We start from the raw sequence: 16,158 nt of genomic DNA on the forward strand, positions 1-16,158 counted from the left end.
CTTGGAGTTAGAACAGCAGAACGCTAACCCTGCCACCTATCGCGGTTAGCAGACTCACGGGTGACTTCCTGGCCCTCGCCGAAGTCGAACTCATCGATAAGACCACGACGCACCTGCGAGGCACGCTTGCGCTCGGAGGCAGACATACGGGTGTTTTTGTCCAAACGCATGTCTGTTCCGCGTCCGGACATGGTCACCTCTACGCCAGCGGCAGTGGTTGGCTCCCATTCAAAGGACACCTCGCCGATACTGACGGTGCAGCCAGGACGTGCGCCCTTTTTGAACAGCTCGTCTTCCACGCCCATTCGGGCGAGACGGTCTGCCAGGTAGCCCACGGCCTCGTCGTTTTCAAAGTCCGTCTGGATGATCCAGCGCTCGGGCTTCTCACCCAGCACAACGTAGCCGTTCTCCACGTCAGGATCCTCGATAATCTCAAAGTCCTTCTTCTTTTTACGGGAGTCCACGGCCTGAGGACGCACCACGATGCGCTCTTCATACTTCTGCTTCGGACGCTTGCGCCGATCCTCTTGCACAATCTCCAGCAGCTTATAGCGCAGTGGATCCAGCCCCTTGCGCGCCACAGCGGAAATGATGAACACCGGCCAGCCGAATTTCTCTTCAATATCCTCTTTGAGGAATTCTGCCAGCTCTAACGCATCCGGTATGTCCACTTTGTTCAGGATCACGATACGCGGGCGGTCGCGCAGATCGCCCAATCCGGTGTCATCATCCAACGCAGACTGATATGCGGCAAGCTCAGCTTCCAGCGCTTCAATGTCCGAAAGCGGGTCGCGCCCTGGTTCCATGGTCGCTGCATCCACCACGTGAGCTAGAACCGCAGTGCGCTCAATATGGCGCAGGAAGTCCAAACCTAGGCCTTTGCCCTCTGAGGCGCCGGGGATCAGCCCGGGGACATCAGCGATGGTAAAGGTATCGTGGCCTACCTCCACCACGCCAAGGTTGGGTTGCAAGGTGGTAAAGGGGTAGTCACCGATCTTCGGCTTTGCGGCAGAAAGCACAGAAATCAATGAAGACTTACCCGCGCTGGGGAATCCCACTAGGCCCACGTCTGCCATGGATTTAAGTTCTAGGATCACATCGTGGACCTCGCCTGGCTCCCCCTTCAGCGCAAAGCCCGGTGCCTTGCGAGCCGCCGAGGCCAAAGCTGCGTTACCGAGCCCGCCAAAGCCGCCCTTGGCCGCCACGAACTTCATACCGGGAGACGTGAGATCCGCGAGAGTCTCACCATTCTGAGCAAGAACCACAGTTCCTGCGGGTACCTCAAGCACGAGGTCATCGCCACGCGCACCGTTTCGGTGATCGCCAGCGCCGTTGGCACCGCGCTTCGCCTTAAGGGTGGGACGGTAATGGAGATCAAGGAGGGTGTGCACTTGGTTGGACACTTCGAGCACGATGTCGCCGCCGTGCCCGCCGTTACCGCCGTCTGGGCCCCCGAGCGGCTTAAACTTTTCGCGGTGCACTGAGGCACATCCGTTACCGCCATCGCCGGCTTCAAGGTGCAGAACAACTCGGTCCACGAATCGTGCCATGAGTGGATACCTTCCTAAATTAGGTCCAAAGTGTATGCGCGCCGCTAAGCCACAATGCTGTGAGCTTTTCGACGCCCCCAGCTCGCTGCACGCATCGCCGCTAGCAGCGACCCTATGCAGACCGATCCTAGCAAGTGCTTAGGACATCGCAGGGGTGGAAAAGAAAAACGCCCGACCGCAGTGCATGGAGCAGGTGCAGTCGGGCAAAGATAAAGCTGTACGCTTTATCCGTTTCCTAGCGGTATCTAGAAAGGATCTGAACGCCGCCAGAAATATTAAGACTTAAGCGTCAACGGTCTCGTTTTCAACGATGTTGACCATACGACGGTTACGCTTGGTAATGAACTCCACAGCGCCAGCCTTCAGTGAGAACAGAGTGTCGTCGCCACCGCGACCGACGTTCTCACCTGGGTGGAACTTGGTGCCACGCTGGCGAACGAGGATCTCGCCGGCGTTGACCTGCTGGCCACCAAATCGCTTAACGCCAAGGCGCTTTGCCTCAGAGTCACGACCGTTGCTGGAGCTAGACGCGCCCTTCTTGTGTGCCATGTGGTTTTCCCTCCTTTAGGAAAATGCGAGCCGCGAGGCTTACTTAATACCGGTGACCTTGACCACGGTCAGCTTCTGACGGTGACCCTGGCGTTTCTTGTAGCCGGTCTTGTTCTTGTACTTCAGGATCTTGATCTTCGGGCCTTTGGTGTGCTCGACGATCTCAGCATTGACGCTCACCTTAGCGAGGTCAGCTGCCTTTGTGGTCACATTAGCGCCATCGACGAGCAGGACGGGGGTGAGAGCCACGGACGAACCCGGCTCACCCTCGATCTTCTCGACCTTGACGAAGTCACCTTCGGCAACCTTGTACTGCTTGCCGCCGGTCTTGACGATCGCGTACATACGAGGGCTACCCCTTATCTGATACTCGGCTCAGACGCATCATAATGAAGCATCTGAATTGGACTTACGTGATTACATTTCTGTTCTAAAGCATCCACTCACGCGTAATACCTCGCCCCGCATTGATTGAGGTGATATATCAGCCTCTCGATGCAGGACATGCGCATAGTAGATCGCTTTAAAACAGCGACTGTCAAAGACTACCCTTAACAGCTCGGAAAAAACAAATACGTTAGTTTCTCTTTGCCGCCGTGGTCACCCGACGCGTCACGCGTCGACGTCCCCGACCCGCAGATGATGCGTCACCCGTGTCTAGTCCCGTCTCACCTTTCACATATACGCCGGAAGATTCCTCACCGATCACAGACTTGCGTGGTGCTTTCACCGGGGATTTCCCCACGGATTTACGCACTGCGCGCCGACGCCGCCGGGCGCTCGCAGGTGACTCTTCTACCGCAGCACTGCTAGCCGAGTGGTCGAGGCTTGCTTCCTGGAGCTTCTTGCGCACGGCACGTCGGCGCCCACGCCTCCCCCGTGGGGAATCTGCCTTCACGGTGTCGTCCGTCGAGTCAGCGTCATCCACAACGTCTGGTTGCTCTGCAGTTTCAGTTTCCACAACCTTCCGAGCGTCGTTACGCTTCCTAGCAACGCGACGTGAGCGACGGCGGCTATCCGAAGGGGTTTCCTCAGAGTCTTCATCCGCATGCGCTTCTACGTCGGCGTCCACGGTGGCGTCGATACGCTTAAAGTCCTCTGGCTTCGGCGCATGATCCGATGTGGAGTTTCCGCGCACCGCGCGCTTTCTCCGTGGCGAAGCTTCAAACGCTGCCAGCGCTTCCTCGTACGTAACAGCGGTGGTGCTGCGGCTGAGCTTGTTGTCCGCCAGCGGCAGATGATCAGCACCCGAGGGCTCGTCCGGGTCTTCCTCAAAAGCCCTGTCCAAAGCTGCGTCGACAATGCCCATAACATCGTCTGTTGCACCCTTGTCCTTGCGCTTGGCGTTACGCAAGCCACGGCGCCGCCTGCGTCCCTTCTTCTCTTTGGCGGACTCCGCCGGCGCAGCTTCCTCGGCGCCACCCGACACGGCCTCTACGACCTTCTCCAGCTCTGCGTCATCAATCACAACAGCAGCTGCAAGGTCATCGATACTGGTGCGGTTATCAGCGTCAGAAGTGTTCTCCTCGTGGTGGTGCATCGCTACGGCTGCAGGATGCTGTGCCGGATCTTGGTGAGCAACCCCATGGTCACGAGCCGCATTATTCCTTCCGGAACGCACACGTGAGGATTTCTCAATGGCAGCATCCGAAACGCCTTGCTCCACCGGGTCATCGTGGATGATAACGCCACGGCCCTCGCAATGCTCACACTCCGTGGCAAAAGTCTCCAGCAAGCCCGTGCCAAGACGCTTGCGAGTCATTTGTACAAGGCCTAACGACGTCACCTCAGAAATTTGGTGACGCGTCCGGTCACGCCCCAGCGCCTCGGTGAGTCGGCGCAGCACCAGATCCTGATTTTCTGAAAGCACCATGTCGATGAAGTCCACGACGATCATGCCGCCAAGATCGCGCAACCGCATCTGCCTGACGATTTCCTCCGCAGCCTCAAGATTATTACGAGTTACGGTTTCTTCGAGGTTCCCGCCAGCACCGGTGAATTTTCCGGTGTTCACATCGATGACAGTCATCGCTTCCGTGCGATCGATCACCAAGGTTCCGCCAGAAGGAAGCCATACCTTCCGCGATAGCGCCTTATGCAGCTGTTCGTCTACGCGGTGTGCTTCAAACGCATCGCGTCCATCGTGCGCCGCACGGTCAAACTTGATCAGGCGATCACTCAACTCAGGGGCCACCGACTGAATATAAGCGTGAACGGTATTCCATGCGCGGTCGCCGTCGACAATCAGCTCCGAGAAGTCCTCGTTGAAAAGATCGCGCACTACCTTCACCAACATGTTGGGCTCTTCATACATGGTGACTGGCTTAGCGCCCTTGGAGTTCTTCTCTTTCTCCGTGAGCTCCTGAATCTGGTTCCACAGCTTGTGCAGTCGGTTCACATCCGCAGCAATAGCCTCCGCAGAAACGTTCTCCGCAGCAGTGCGGATGATAGCTCCGCCGTCTTTAGGAACCACCTCTTTGAGGATGTTCTTCAACCGCTTGCGCTCTGTGGCAGGAAGCTTGCGAGAAATACCCGCGCTACGCCCGTTAGGCACGTACACCAAATAGCGCCCCGCGAAGGAAATTTGGGTGGTCAGTCGCGCACCCTTGTGCCCTGCAGGATCCTTGGACACCTGTACAAGCACCTGATCGCCAGATTTTAGGGCCTGCTCAATGCGACGCCCCCGACCGCCCAAGCCGGCAGCACGCCAATCCACCTCGCCCGCGTAGAGAACGCCATTGCGGCCTTTTCCGATATCGATAAACGCGGCTTCCATGCTCGGCAGCACATTTTGGACGCGTCCCAAATATATGTTGCCAATCATTGACGACTGCGTATCGCTGGTAACAAAGTGCTCAACGAGCAGATCGTCTTCCAAAACCCCCACCTGGGTCACAGCTCCTGGGTGGTCGCTACGCTCACGCTCACGCACAATCATGGTGCGTTTTACAGATTCCCGGCGCGCCAAGAACTCCGCCTCAGAAACGATGTGGCGCTTATTGCGCGATTCCTCTCGCATCTCCGCGCGGCGGCGACGCTGCGCCTCAAGGCGGGTAGACCCCTTGATCGCTACCGGTTCGGTGATAAGCTCCTCAGACTCTTCAACGTCTGTATCCTCGCCGTCCAGCGATTCTTCACAGTCCTCGGCTGCGGAAACGCCCTCGATCTCAGTCTTCTTTCCCCTCCCAGTACCCCGGCGACCGCGGCGGCGACGGCGAGACTGTGCAGATTCCTCATCGTCTTCTATGGTCTCATCCGTGTGGTTTTCCAGCTCTTCTGCAGGAGTAGGCGCGATGAACAGCGGCGTGGGGAAAGCAGGGGCAGCCTGCCCCAACGCGGGAGCAGGCGTAATCTCTGGCTCAATATCCGCAAGAAGCTCCGCTACCTCGTCCTCGGTAACCACCACAACCAGATCTTCTACTGCTATATCTGCTGGAGCCTCCGAGGTAGCCTCTGCTTGCGCAGACTCTCGGTCTTGCAGCTCGCGCTCGACCTTTTCCTCGATCTGATGAATCTCATTTTCCACGTTCTTTTCTATTCGCCGGCGCAGTTTCTCGGATTCTTCCGGATCATCCAGCTTGGCGACCTCAGCGTCGGGGTTAAGCTCGCGCTCGACCTTTTCCTCGATCTGATGAATCTCATTTTCCACGTTCTTCTCCACCCGATGACGCAGCTTTTCTTCAGCCGAGTAGGTGTCAATGTGGTGGGCGTCGAGAAGCTTGAAGGCTTCTTCGCGAGTCAGCGTCGACTGCGCGACCTTGGTCAGCCCTAGCGTGGCAAGCGTAGCGATGAGCTCGCGCGAACTCACCGACACTAATTTAGCGAGCGCATGTACCCTAATCCGCTCACCGATCGCATCATGATCAATAGGTACCGCCGTAACCTCCGGTGCCGCAGGCTTCTCAGCGGTCTTTCGTGTTGCTCGGCGCGCAGGCGCCTTTTTTGTGGTTCCTTCAGCCACGGATCTTCTCCTCAAATGTCTCTTCGACATCGCACTGCCACAATCCGGGCGCTGACAGCCCTGCCAGCGTTATCCGCCAAACACACAGGCTGTCGCCGCCGCACAGACATGCAGGGACTCGATTTTTTAGTTATAAGCTTCGTTCTTCTATGGGGCTCGCTCAGCGTTTCACACACCACGGCCTTGTTATACGCGGACATCCCACGATTCATCTCTCACGACCGCGGGTGAAGCGAACGATTACACCCACGCTGTTCATTCTGGCACACCATCAGCCAAACATGGGTGAGGCAGTCCCCCAAACGACCCAATCCCCACATAGCACATATGCTATCCACCGTTCCCGCATACGCAGTGGCTCTATACTATTAGAATGACTGCATTTTCCGCAGGGCCCCTATTCTCCGCGTAGGACGTGACTATATGCCCTGTTCTACTTCGCTTTCTGCCACACCCCGGTGGCACTATCTGGTGGGTTCGCTCAGTATCGGTGCGATAGCAACCCTGTGTATCTACGGCCGATGGCTCTCGGCTGTGGGAGTCATAGTTCTTCTGGCGCTGCTTGCTATTCAAAGCCCTGAGGCACCCACGCTATGCACTTCACGGGATTCGTATCGACAACGTCAGTGATAGTGCCGTTAACCGAGCGTTACGCGGCGGAACGCTCGGGATCCTCATTGTTCTTCCTATATGGGGTTCTCCTCTCTTGCGAGACCTTCACCCCGCTATCACGTTTGTCCTATGCACAGCACTCGCGCCATTCCTCTTCTTAAGTCACACGGATACTTTGTCTAAAGACAAAGCTCTCATTGCGCAGCACGGCAAGGATGTCGACCCCGCAACCCTTGCAAGTCTTCTCCCGCTCGGGCACATGGAAGTGCAGATCGTGAAACTTCTCGCCGCCGCCGGGGCCGCAGATGGCTCGCGGGCGCAGCTCGGCAGCTTAGCCAAGGCCTCGGGTATCCCTATGGAAGATCTCACTCTCGCAGTGCGCACTCTCATCGACGCCCCGCATCATCACCGCTTTTACTGCGTTATCCCCCACAAACCCAAAGGATTGGTACGTAGAACTCACCCGCGTCGGCTGCGCACTGGCATCACGCGATCACACGTCCACCGCCACCTAGCTCATTCTCGCCTTCATTGTCGTTTTTGAGAACGCTAGCCAGGCTGACCCTACAAAACCCCAGGACATTCCCCGAGCACTTTGTCTTGTGTTCTCAAAAACGACATTCTCGCCCACCACGACCGCACCAAAAATGCGTAAAACCGGCACGATGTGCCGGTTTCCTTGTTTTTCAGAAGCCTTTAGGAGCTCCCAAGCGCTTTAGAGGTTCGGGAACCAAATACCGATCTCGCGCTCGGCAGATTCAGGGGAATCAGAGCCGTGGACAACATTGGCTGACATCTCAAGGGCAAAATCCCCACGGATGGTGCCGGGCGTAGCCTTGGACACAGGATCAGTGCCGCCTGCGAGCTGACGCCACGCCTCGATGGCACGCGGCCCCTCAACGACTCCAGCGACCAGAGGAGCGGAGGTGATGAACTCAACGAGCTCGCCAAAGAATGGCTTATCTGCATGCTCTGCGTAATGCTTCTCGGCTGTTTCGGTGTCTGCAACGCGCAGATCCAATGCGCTGAGTTTGAGGCCTTTGCGCTCAATACGGGCGATGATTTCTCCGACCAGACCGCGCTCGACGCCGTCCGGCTTGATCAGAATCAGGGTACGTTCAGTCATGGAACACACTCTAGCCAATTCCTGGCACTTCCAAGTAGTTTTGGCGCTCTAAGAAAAAGATCTCCCACCGATGGGCCCATCGTTATAAGGAGAAACCATGGTGAACTCCCCCAGCCAGCCCCGTGTCTTTACGGCCACAGACGTTGAACGTCTTGTCTCCCCGGAGAAAGCCCGCCGCTTACTTAAACGTGCCCTCAGCACTTCTTTCGATCCTGCCAACGACCCAGCCCGCCTTGTCCTTCCTGCACCAGCCGGTCAACTCCTTGTCATGCCCTCGGTGATCGACGGCTGGGCTGGTACTAAGATCGCCTCACTTGCTCCCGGCAATGCACAACGCGGTCTCCCCCGCATTCACGCGACCTACGTGCTGATGGAACCAGAGACCCTGCAGATCTGCGCCCTTATCGACGGCCAAGCCCTCACCACCCTGCGCACACCAGCGGTGTCCGCCCTAGCCGCCGAGCTATTACTGACCGATCAAGAATCCCTCAGCCCTCGGCGTCTCGTGGTCTTTGGCACCGGCCCTCAAGGCCTAGGGCACGTGGAAGCATTTGCCGCACTATGCACTCTTTCCGACGTAGCGATCATCGGCCGCACCCCTGCCTCGGTTGCTTCCTCCGTGGGGAAACTGCAAAAGCAGGGCATTCCTGCCCGTGCTGGCGATGCGGTGGATGTTCGATCAGCGGACATCATCGTGTGTGCGACCTCTGCGCGCACGCCACTCTTTGAGACCTCTGATGTGCCGAGCCATGCCATTATCGTATCCATGGGCTCGCACGAAGCAGACGCCCGCGAACTTCCCGGAGCTCTATTCCGGGAGGCTTTCGTCGTAGTAGAAGATGTTGCTACTGCACTGCGCGAGGCCGGCGACGTCATCATGGCTATTGAGGAAGGCCACCTCAGCACAGAGCGCCTGGTTGACCTCCGCAGTCTGGTATCTGGCGCAGCTCATCCGGGTTCACACCACCCACGCATTTTCAAAGGCACTGGGATGAGCTGGCAAGACCTTGCGGTCGCCATCGGAATGATGGAGAAAACCCCGCGGTAGAAACCTGCTTGGTTTCCCCACGAGGTTAAAGATGCTGGGTGGTGAACAACCCGCGCTTCATTCTCTCAATGAGATTCTTGCGGAGGTACAGCAGGTACCACCACACGGCAATATAAACGACGGCCATAATGCCCATGGAAATATGCACAACAAATCCTGCGAGCGCGAACACCTGAATACCGATATTTACTTTCAGCGCCCAGCGTTTCTTTTGCAGGAAAGACAAGATGAGCATCGCTGTGGACACGGCAGTGACATAGCCCCAGTTAAAGGTGGTCCAGTGGATGCCGTTATCAACACGCAAAATAACGGTAAGTACAAGGTAGAAGGAAATGGCTTGCATCATCATGGTCCCGGCCATGACACCGCGTAGCCCCTTCATCGGGTCTTTGGCGGGTTCGTGTCCAGGGCCTAGTGGCCCGTATTCAATCGAGTCATCGGAAGAGCGGGTCATGCGGGTTCCTTTCCAAAAAGGGTTCGGGCCTCTCCCGCGGTGACAACGGAACCTGTGATGATAACGCCCGCACCTGATTGGATATCGGTATCCTCAGCCAATTCGACGGCGAGTTCGACCGCACCAGGCAGGTTGTAGGCCACCTGGACGCGTTCTTCGCCGAAGATGTTTCGGGCTTCGTCGGCAAGCTCTTCGGCGTCGAGTGCGCGTGGCGAGGAGTTCGTGGTCACCACGATTTCCGAAAGGTAGGGTTCAAGCGACCGCAGTACGCCGCGATAATCTTTATCGCTGAGCACGGCCACGACTCCGATGAGTCGTGAGAAATCGAAATCCCTGTCCAATGCCACCCCAAGTGCCGCGGCACCGTGTGGATTGTGGGCAGCGTCAATGAAGACTGTCGGCGCAGTACGCACTCTTTCCAGACGTCCAGGCGACTGCACTGAGGCAAAACCTTCGCGCACTGTATCTTGGTCTAGTTGCCGGCCTGCTCCTGCACCAAAAAACGCTTCCACTGCGGCCAAAGCGCAGGCTGCGTTGCGGGCTTGGTGTTCCCCGGATAGTGGCAGGAAAATATCGGTGTAGTCGCCGCCGAGTCCGCGGATACTTAGTTGCTGCCCGCCCACGGCGATGGTGGACTCAATCACGCCAAACTCAGCTCCTGAGCGAGCAACGGAGGCATCCACCGACACTGCTTGTTCCAGGATTACGTTCATGGCTTTGGGATCTTGTTCCGCCACAATCGCCACGTTGTCCGGCGGCGTGAGCAGGTCATCAATGTCCCATCGGGATTTAATAATCCCCGCTTTTTCCGCTGCGATCTCCTCGATGCTCTCACCCAGGAAGTCTGTGTGGTCGAGGCCTACTGGCATGACCACAGCGACATCGGCGTTAATCACGTTCGTGGCGTCCCATCGTCCGCCCATTCCGACTTCAACCACAGCAACGTCTACTGGTGCATCGGCAAAAGCCGCGTAAGCCATGGCGGTGAGCACTTCAAACTTGCTCATTTTAGGCCCGCCGGATTCCTCTGACTTAGCGTCTACCATCTCCACGTACGGTTTGATTTCTTCCCATATCCGCACGTATTCCCGCGGGTGGATCGGCGCACCGTCGATGGCGATGCGCTCAGTGACCAGCTGCAAATGCGGGCTAGTGGTGCGCCCAGTACGACGATGGAAAGCGCGCATGAGCGCCTCAATCATGCGCACTGTCGACGTTTTTCCGTTAGTTCCCGCAACGTGAATCGTGTTGAATGCACGTTCGGGGTTTCCCAGCAGATCCATGAGGAGCTCTACTCGGTCAAGCGTCGGGTCAATCTTGACCTCCGACCACCGTTGATCCAGCTCGGCCTCTACCAACGCCAGCGATGCGAGATCTTCCGGGGTGATCTCGCGAGATTCCGGCGCATTGGCTTCAGCGTGCATGGAGATTGGGAGGGATAGCCCATCCTCGCTGAGTTTCACTTCCCCCATGCCAAGGGTGGTAAGCTCCTCGTGCAGAGTCTCGTCAATGGTGCGCTCAAGCTCACCGTCATCATGTGAATGCTGCTGGTCAACCACTTAGTTCAGCTCCTCAAGGCGGGCATTGATGCGCGCCACCTCTTCTTCTGCGATCTTCTGGCGGTTGCGAATTTTCTCCACCACTGCCTCGGGGGCCTTGGACAAAAATGCCTCGTTGCCGAGTTTCTTAGCGGTGGTCTCCAATTCCTTGGTTGCCGCTGCCAAATCCTTCTCCAGGCGCTTACGCTCAGCAACCTTATCCACAGTTCCGGAGGTATCCAGCGACACCACGACGGTGACCTGCGACAAACGCACTTCAATGCTTGCCGACGCCGCGAAGTCCTCCGCAGGAGTCTCAAGGCGAACCAAGGAGCGCACGATGCTCTCCTGCTCTTCCAGGTCACAGGCGCTAAAGTCCACACGTGCGGACACCTTCTGAGAAGGCTTGACTCCCTGATCTGAGCGGAAGCGGCGCACCTCAGTAACAAGCTTCTCCACATCAGCTATACGACGAGCAGCGGTTGCGTCGATAAGCGCGCCGCCGTTTGTTTCCGCCTCAGTGGGCCATGCCGCTACGTTGAGAGACTCGCCATCGGTCAGTGCTTTCCACAGGACCTCCGTGACAAACGGCATGGTGGGATGCAGCATACGCAGTACAGCGTCTAGCACTTGTCCCAGCACGATCTGGGTGTTTTCTCCGCGGCGACGCTCCTCCGGGGTAGCGGAGTCGAGATCACGCGGAATCTGCACCTTGGCAAATTCCAGGTACCAGTCGCAGAACTCTCCCCACGCGAACTGATAGAGAGCCTCATTGCCCTTAGCAAACTGATACGCATCAAAATAGGAATCCACCTGTGTGCGTACCTGTTCCAGGCGGTCAAGGATCCACCGGTCGGCGTCGCTTAGCTCCTCGCGGGTGGGAAGTTCACCCACACGTGCGCCATTCATGAGCGCAAACTTGGTGGCGTTGTAGAGCTTGGTAGCAAAGTTGCGAGAGCTCTGCGCGGAGTCTTCACCAACGGGCAGATCGACGCCGGGGTTGGCGCCACGGGCAAGGGTAAAGCGCAGTGCGTCAGCACCAAAACGTTCCACCCAGTCCATGGGGTCGATGCCGTTACCCAGGGATTTACTCATCTTGCGCCCGTGTTCGTCGCGAACAAGACCATGCAGGAAGAGGTCCGTAAACGGTACCTGCGGACGACCATCGCGGCCTTCCCCAAGGAGCTCCGGGGTGGTCTCAGCAGTAAGAGTGCCAAACATCATCATGCGGGCAACCCAAAAGAACAAGATGTCATAGGCGGTGACCAGAACCGAGGTTGGATAGAATTTTTCCAGCTCAGGTGTCTTTTCTGGCCATCCCATCGTGGAGAAAGGCCACAGCGCCGAGCTAAACCAGGTGTCCAAGACGTCGGGGTCCTGCGTGTAGCCCTCGGGCGCCTGCTCATCGGGGCCGACGCACACGATGTCACGACGCCCCTCGGCGTCCTCTGGACCGTACCAAATCGGAATGCGGTGACCCCACCACAATTGACGCGAGATGCACCAATCGTGCATGTCATCAACCCACTCAAAGTAACGCGGCTCTGCGGGCTTGGGATGAATGACGGTATCGCCCTGGCGCACGGCGTCGCCAGCCATAGCGGCAAGCTCCTCCACGCTGACAAACCACTGCAGGGACAAACGCGGCTCGATGGCCTCGCCCGAACGCTCCGAATGTCCCACCGAGTGCACATACGGACGAATCTCTTTGACAATACGGCCTTGCTCCGCAAGTGTCTCGCGGATCTTGACGCGCGCTTCTGCACGATCCATTCCGTCAAACTGCGTTCCCGTGCCCGTGATATGGCCGGTCGAGTCCATGATGGTTGGCATCTCAAGGTTGTGGCGCAAACCAAGCGCGTAATCGTTCGGATCATGCGCCGGAGTGATCTTGACTGCGCCGGTACCAAACTCTGGGTCAACATAGTCATCAGCGACTATGGTCATCTGCCGATCTGCAATAAACGGGTGCGGCAACGAGGTGCCTACCAGGTCCTTGTAGCGCTCATCCTCTGGGTGCACAGCCACTGCGACGTCGCCCAGCATGGTTTCCACGCGTGTGGTGGCCACGATGACGTGCGGCTCGGAATCGTCCAGAGAGCCATACCGGATGGAGACGAGCTCGCCTTCAACATCCTTGTACACGACCTCAATATCGGAAACGGCAGTCTCCAGCACCGGCGACCAGTTGACCAGGCGGTTAGCCTGATAAATCATCCCGCGGTCATACATCTGCTTGAAAATAGTTTGGACTGCGCGTGAGAGGCCCTCATCAAGGGTAAAGCGCTCGCGGGACCAATCGACGGAATCGCCGATAGCTCGCATCTGCTTACCGATAGTTCCGCCGTACTCGTTTTTCCAGTTCCAGACATGGCCGATGAATTCTTCGCGGTCATAGTCCCACCGGCTCTTGCCCTCTTTTTCTTTGAGCATGGCCTCGACTTTGGTCTGAGTCGCGATTCCAGCGTGATCCATACCCGGCAGCCACAAGACTTCAAAGCCTTGCATTCTCTTGCGTCGAGCGATGGAGTCCATCAGCGTATGGTCCAGGGCATGGCCCATATGGAGCTGGCCAGTTACGTTTGGCGGGGGAAGCACAATAGAGAACGGCGGCTTGGAGCTAGAGGTGTTAGCAGTGAAGTAGCCAGCATCCACCCAGCTTTGATAAAGCTCCTGCTCATGAGCTTGGGGATCCCAGCTCGCGGGGAGGCGGTCAGCGCGGTTTGCATTCTCATTATTCGCAGTCACGTCGACCATCTTAGCGTTAGCACCAAGCACACTTCACGCTGGGGTTTTTAGGTAGCTCTCGAGCCTTCCCGGCTTTCCTTATTCACCGAATATATAAAAGCAAAAATGCTCCCGATTCAAGAGCCTCATGAGGCCCTGTCGGGAGCAATCTTGTGAAAGACTTTGTGGGAGAACTACGTCAGGAGGTCGGCGACAGCCGCGCGCTCCTCTTCAAGCTCTTTCACGTTACGGGCGATGCTTTCCTTATGGAAGTCTGAGAGCTCAAGGCCATCGACGATCTTCCATTCGCCGCCTTCCGCGATGGTCGGGAAGCCGAAGATGAGACCCTCTGGGACGCCATAGGAACCATCCGAAGGAATAGCAGCCGTACGCCATTGCCCTTCCGTTCCATTGATCCAGTCATGCATATGATCGATTGCCGAGGACGCGGCCGAAGCAGCCGAAGACTTTCCACGGACTTCAATAATCTCAGCGCCGCGCTTAGCCACCCGAGGAATGAACTCATCCCGGTACCATGCGTCATCAACCAAGTCGGACAGCTTTTCTCCATCCACGGTTGCATAAGCAATGTCCGGGAACTGCCCTGCGGAGTGGTTACCCCACACAACAAACTTCTCAATCCCGTTCTTATCGCGGTCGATCTTGTCCGCAAGCTGGGAAATACCGCGGTTATGATCCAAACGCATCATTGCATTGAAGCGGTCAGCGGGAATGTCTTTAGCAGCAAACTGCGCAATCAGGGCATTGGTGTTGGCAGGATTTCCTACGACCAAGACGCGGATATCATCTGCCGCATTGCGGTTCAGTGCATCGCCTTGTGGACCAAAAATTTTACCGTTGCCGGTCAGCAGCGCAGCCCGCTCCTCGCCTTTTCCTCGTGGCTTTGCACCCACAAGGAATGCCGCATTCGTACCATCAAAAGCAACATCGGCGGAATCAGTCACGGTGATGTTCTTCAGAAGTGGGAAGGCCGAGTCGAGCAATTCCATTGCTACGCCCTCAGCTCCACCGATTGCTTGAGGGATCTCAAGGAGCTGAAGCTCAATTGGGGTGTCCTTGCCATATACATCGCCATTGGCAATGCGCCACAGCAAAGAATAGGCAATCTGCCCAGCCGCACCAGTGACAGCAATCTTCTTCACAGAGTGATTCATCGTGAGTTGTACTCCTTACAAATAAAGAACCTAGCTTTATTCGACGCTCACACCGCACGACGCCCACCCATGGTGGTACCAAGCAATTACTCTGCACGGCTGTGAACTACGTCAAATACCACCCTCAAGCGTAATAGGAACGCCACTTTTTTGCCTGTCGGTTTATCGTTTCCACAGGTCATCCCTAGAAGACAATGATCACATGTGAGTTTAAACACTATTTCAAAACGGCTTATTTTACCCCCGAAAGTGCATTTTTAGCCACTTTTAGCCGACAACCGCGCTGGAACGTCAGCGAGAAGGAAGCCAGTAAAACGTCCCAAACACCCCCAAAAAGATAGAGACGTTAACCCCGAATAGTCTTTAACAGTGAAACCCAGCACTTTTCGACTATCTTTAGCCACGAGGGTAGTGTTTTTCTCTTGCTCCCTCTAAAAGTTTTCGTTTCCACCGCTAAGTTAACCTGTGTTCTGCGTTCACGCTGGCATAGGGCGGAGCACCACCATGGAGGAAACAGTTAAAAATATCACTAATTTATCTATATATTTCGCGAGGATTAATCGGCCCACGCAGCAGTCCTCGACGTCATTGTTCGAGATAGGAGTACATCGTGAATGGCACTGTGGATCACAACGAGAATACTTCCGTAGATAACACGCCAGAGGTCTCCCCGCAGGCGGTTCTCGCAATCGCACTAGAGATGTTCTCCGAACTAGGCTTTTCCGATGCCAAGCTTGAGGCAATCGCAAGGCAATCCGGGATGTCTAAACGAATGATCCATTATCACTTTGGTGATAAAAAGGGTCTTTATCGCAGATGTTTGGAAGAGGCAGTACGCAGGCTCAGACCACCAGCAGAGGACATGCAACTAGAAACACCTGTCCCCGTCGATGGAGTTCGCAAGGTCGTCGAAGCTGTCTTCCGAACATACGTAATGCACCCAGAATCTATTCGTATTTTGCAGATGGAAAACCTGCACCACTTTGGCAAAATCGCGGAGGCTAGCCCACTCTCCGATCAGTCTTCTATCATGCTGCAGCTAGACAAGCTGCTCATGCTAGGGCAAGATGCCGGCGCATTCCGTCCTGGGATCTCCGCACAGGACGTGTTTACCCTCATCGCCTCGCTAGCCGTCTTCCGAGTCAATTCTCGTTCCACCACGCTCAACCTCTACAGCGTAGACATGATGGATGAGGACAATACTCAAGGAATGGCTCGCCTGGCGGTCGACGCCGTCTTGGCTTTCCTCACATCCAATCTCAAAGGTTCTGATGACGTCAGCTACCTCACGTCGACAGCCCCCAGCGATTCGATCACACGCAACATGGAGGAAGCCTCCTACCAAGTCGACGCAGATCCGTTTTCTTAAATTGATCAGTATCTAAAAAGCGGTTCCACTATCCCAGTGGAACCGCTTT

The 16,158-nt window shown here is 56.4% G+C and carries 11 protein-coding genes and 1 pseudogene; 3 read left to right on the plus strand and 9 right to left on the minus strand.

From position 1 onward, the window contains the following. Positions 1-23: 23 nt before the first annotated feature. The 4 genes from obgE to CBE74_RS21500 all read right to left on the minus strand — a co-directional run bounded on the left by obgE (position 24) and on the right by CBE74_RS21500 (position 6,060). Positions 24-1,550, minus strand: a complete 1,527-nt coding sequence (gene obgE / locus CBE74_RS21485) for a GTPase ObgE (RefSeq protein WP_087454388.1) — start codon at positions 1,548-1,550, stop codon at positions 24-26. A 282-nt stretch (positions 1,551-1,832) separates the two neighbouring features. After that, complete coding sequence (gene rpmA, locus CBE74_RS21490; protein ID WP_087454389.1) at positions 1,833-2,099, minus strand: 50S ribosomal protein L27; 267 nt, start codon at positions 2,097-2,099, stop codon at positions 1,833-1,835. 39 nt (positions 2,100-2,138) lie between these two features. Then, complete coding sequence (rplU, locus tag CBE74_RS21495) at positions 2,139-2,444, minus strand: 50S ribosomal protein L21 (RefSeq protein ID WP_013912095.1); 306 nt, start codon at positions 2,442-2,444, stop codon at positions 2,139-2,141. 232 nt (positions 2,445-2,676) lie between these two features. Continuing rightward, positions 2,677-6,060 (minus strand): translation initiation factor IF-2 N-terminal domain-containing protein, encoded by a 3,384-nt coding sequence (locus tag CBE74_RS21500; RefSeq protein ID WP_087454390.1) that lies wholly within the window; start codon positions 6,058-6,060, stop codon positions 2,677-2,679. A gap of 423 nt (positions 6,061-6,483) precedes the next feature. Between CBE74_RS21500 and CBE74_RS21505 the strand changes: the two are divergent. After that, positions 6,484-7,187 (plus strand): annotated as a pseudogene (locus CBE74_RS21505) (hypothetical protein). A gap of 200 nt (positions 7,188-7,387) precedes the next feature. On the opposite strand, the gene ndk reads toward CBE74_RS21505, so the two are convergent. Then, positions 7,388-7,798 (minus strand): nucleoside-diphosphate kinase, encoded by a 411-nt coding sequence (gene ndk, locus CBE74_RS21510; RefSeq protein ID WP_029974871.1) that lies wholly within the window; start codon positions 7,796-7,798, stop codon positions 7,388-7,390. A gap of 97 nt (positions 7,799-7,895) precedes the next feature. Here ndk and CBE74_RS21515 point away from each other — a divergent pair, with 97 nt between their 5' ends. Continuing rightward, positions 7,896-8,846, plus strand: coding sequence for an ornithine cyclodeaminase family protein (locus CBE74_RS21515; protein WP_087454391.1), 951 nt, complete (start codon positions 7,896-7,898; stop codon positions 8,844-8,846). A gap of 25 nt (positions 8,847-8,871) precedes the next feature. Here CBE74_RS21515 and CBE74_RS21520 read toward each other — a convergent pair whose 3' ends face one another. The 4 genes from CBE74_RS21520 to CBE74_RS21535 all read right to left on the minus strand — a co-directional run bounded on the left by CBE74_RS21520 (position 8,872) and on the right by CBE74_RS21535 (position 14,740). Next, positions 8,872-9,300, minus strand: coding sequence for a DUF4233 domain-containing protein (locus CBE74_RS21520; RefSeq protein ID WP_087454392.1), 429 nt, complete (start codon positions 9,298-9,300; stop codon positions 8,872-8,874). Further along, the gene (gene folC / locus CBE74_RS21525) at positions 9,297-10,859 is read right to left on the minus strand and encodes a bifunctional tetrahydrofolate synthase/dihydrofolate synthase (protein ID WP_087454393.1); all 1,563 of its coding nucleotides are present in this window, start codon (positions 10,857-10,859) and stop codon (positions 9,297-9,299) included. Before folC ends, CBE74_RS21520 begins: the two co-directional genes overlap by 4 nt. Then, positions 10,860-13,595: a valine--tRNA ligase gene (locus CBE74_RS21530; protein ID WP_087454927.1), complete on the minus strand. Its 2,736-nt coding sequence runs from the start codon at positions 13,593-13,595 to the stop codon at positions 10,860-10,862. A 164-nt stretch (positions 13,596-13,759) separates the two neighbouring features. Continuing rightward, positions 13,760-14,740, minus strand: coding sequence for a malate dehydrogenase (locus CBE74_RS21535; protein ID WP_087454394.1), 981 nt, complete (start codon positions 14,738-14,740; stop codon positions 13,760-13,762). Between the two features lie 610 nt (positions 14,741-15,350). On the opposite strand from CBE74_RS21535, the gene CBE74_RS21540 reads away from it, so the two are divergent. Beyond that, on the plus strand, positions 15,351-16,109 hold the full coding sequence (locus tag CBE74_RS21540; RefSeq protein WP_087454395.1) for a TetR/AcrR family transcriptional regulator: 759 nt from the start codon (positions 15,351-15,353) through the stop codon (positions 16,107-16,109). Positions 16,110-16,158: the final 49 nt, after the last annotated feature.

The organism is Corynebacterium silvaticum (genome assembly GCF_002162115.2).
GTDB classification, from domain to species: domain Bacteria; phylum Actinomycetota; class Actinomycetes; order Mycobacteriales; family Mycobacteriaceae; genus Corynebacterium; species Corynebacterium silvaticum.

What these genes read in the sequence shown, in the direction of transcription:
- CBE74_RS21535 (WP_087454394.1), bottom strand. Translation starts at nt 14,740, where the DNA reads ATGAATCACTCTGTGAAGAAGATTGCTGTCACTGGTGCGGCTGGGCAG.
- CBE74_RS21530 (WP_087454927.1), bottom strand. Translation starts at nt 13,595, where the DNA reads ATGGTCGACGTGACTGCGAATAATGAGAATGCAAACCGCGCTGACCGC.
- ndk (WP_029974871.1), bottom strand. Translation starts at nt 7,798, where the DNA reads ATGACTGAACGTACCCTGATTCTGATCAAGCCGGACGGCGTCGAGCGC.
- CBE74_RS21520 (WP_087454392.1), bottom strand. Translation starts at nt 9,300, where the DNA reads ATGACCCGCTCTTCCGATGACTCGATTGAATACGGGCCACTAGGCCCT.
- obgE (WP_087454388.1), bottom strand. Translation starts at nt 1,550, where the DNA reads ATGGCACGATTCGTGGACCGAGTTGTTCTGCACCTTGAAGCCGGCGAT.
- CBE74_RS21515 (WP_087454391.1), top strand. Translation starts at nt 7,896, where the DNA reads ATGGTGAACTCCCCCAGCCAGCCCCGTGTCTTTACGGCCACAGACGTT.
- rplU (WP_013912095.1), bottom strand. Translation starts at nt 2,444, where the DNA reads ATGTACGCGATCGTCAAGACCGGCGGCAAGCAGTACAAGGTTGCCGAA.
- rpmA (WP_087454389.1), bottom strand. Translation starts at nt 2,099, where the DNA reads ATGGCACACAAGAAGGGCGCGTCTAGCTCCAGCAACGGTCGTGACTCT.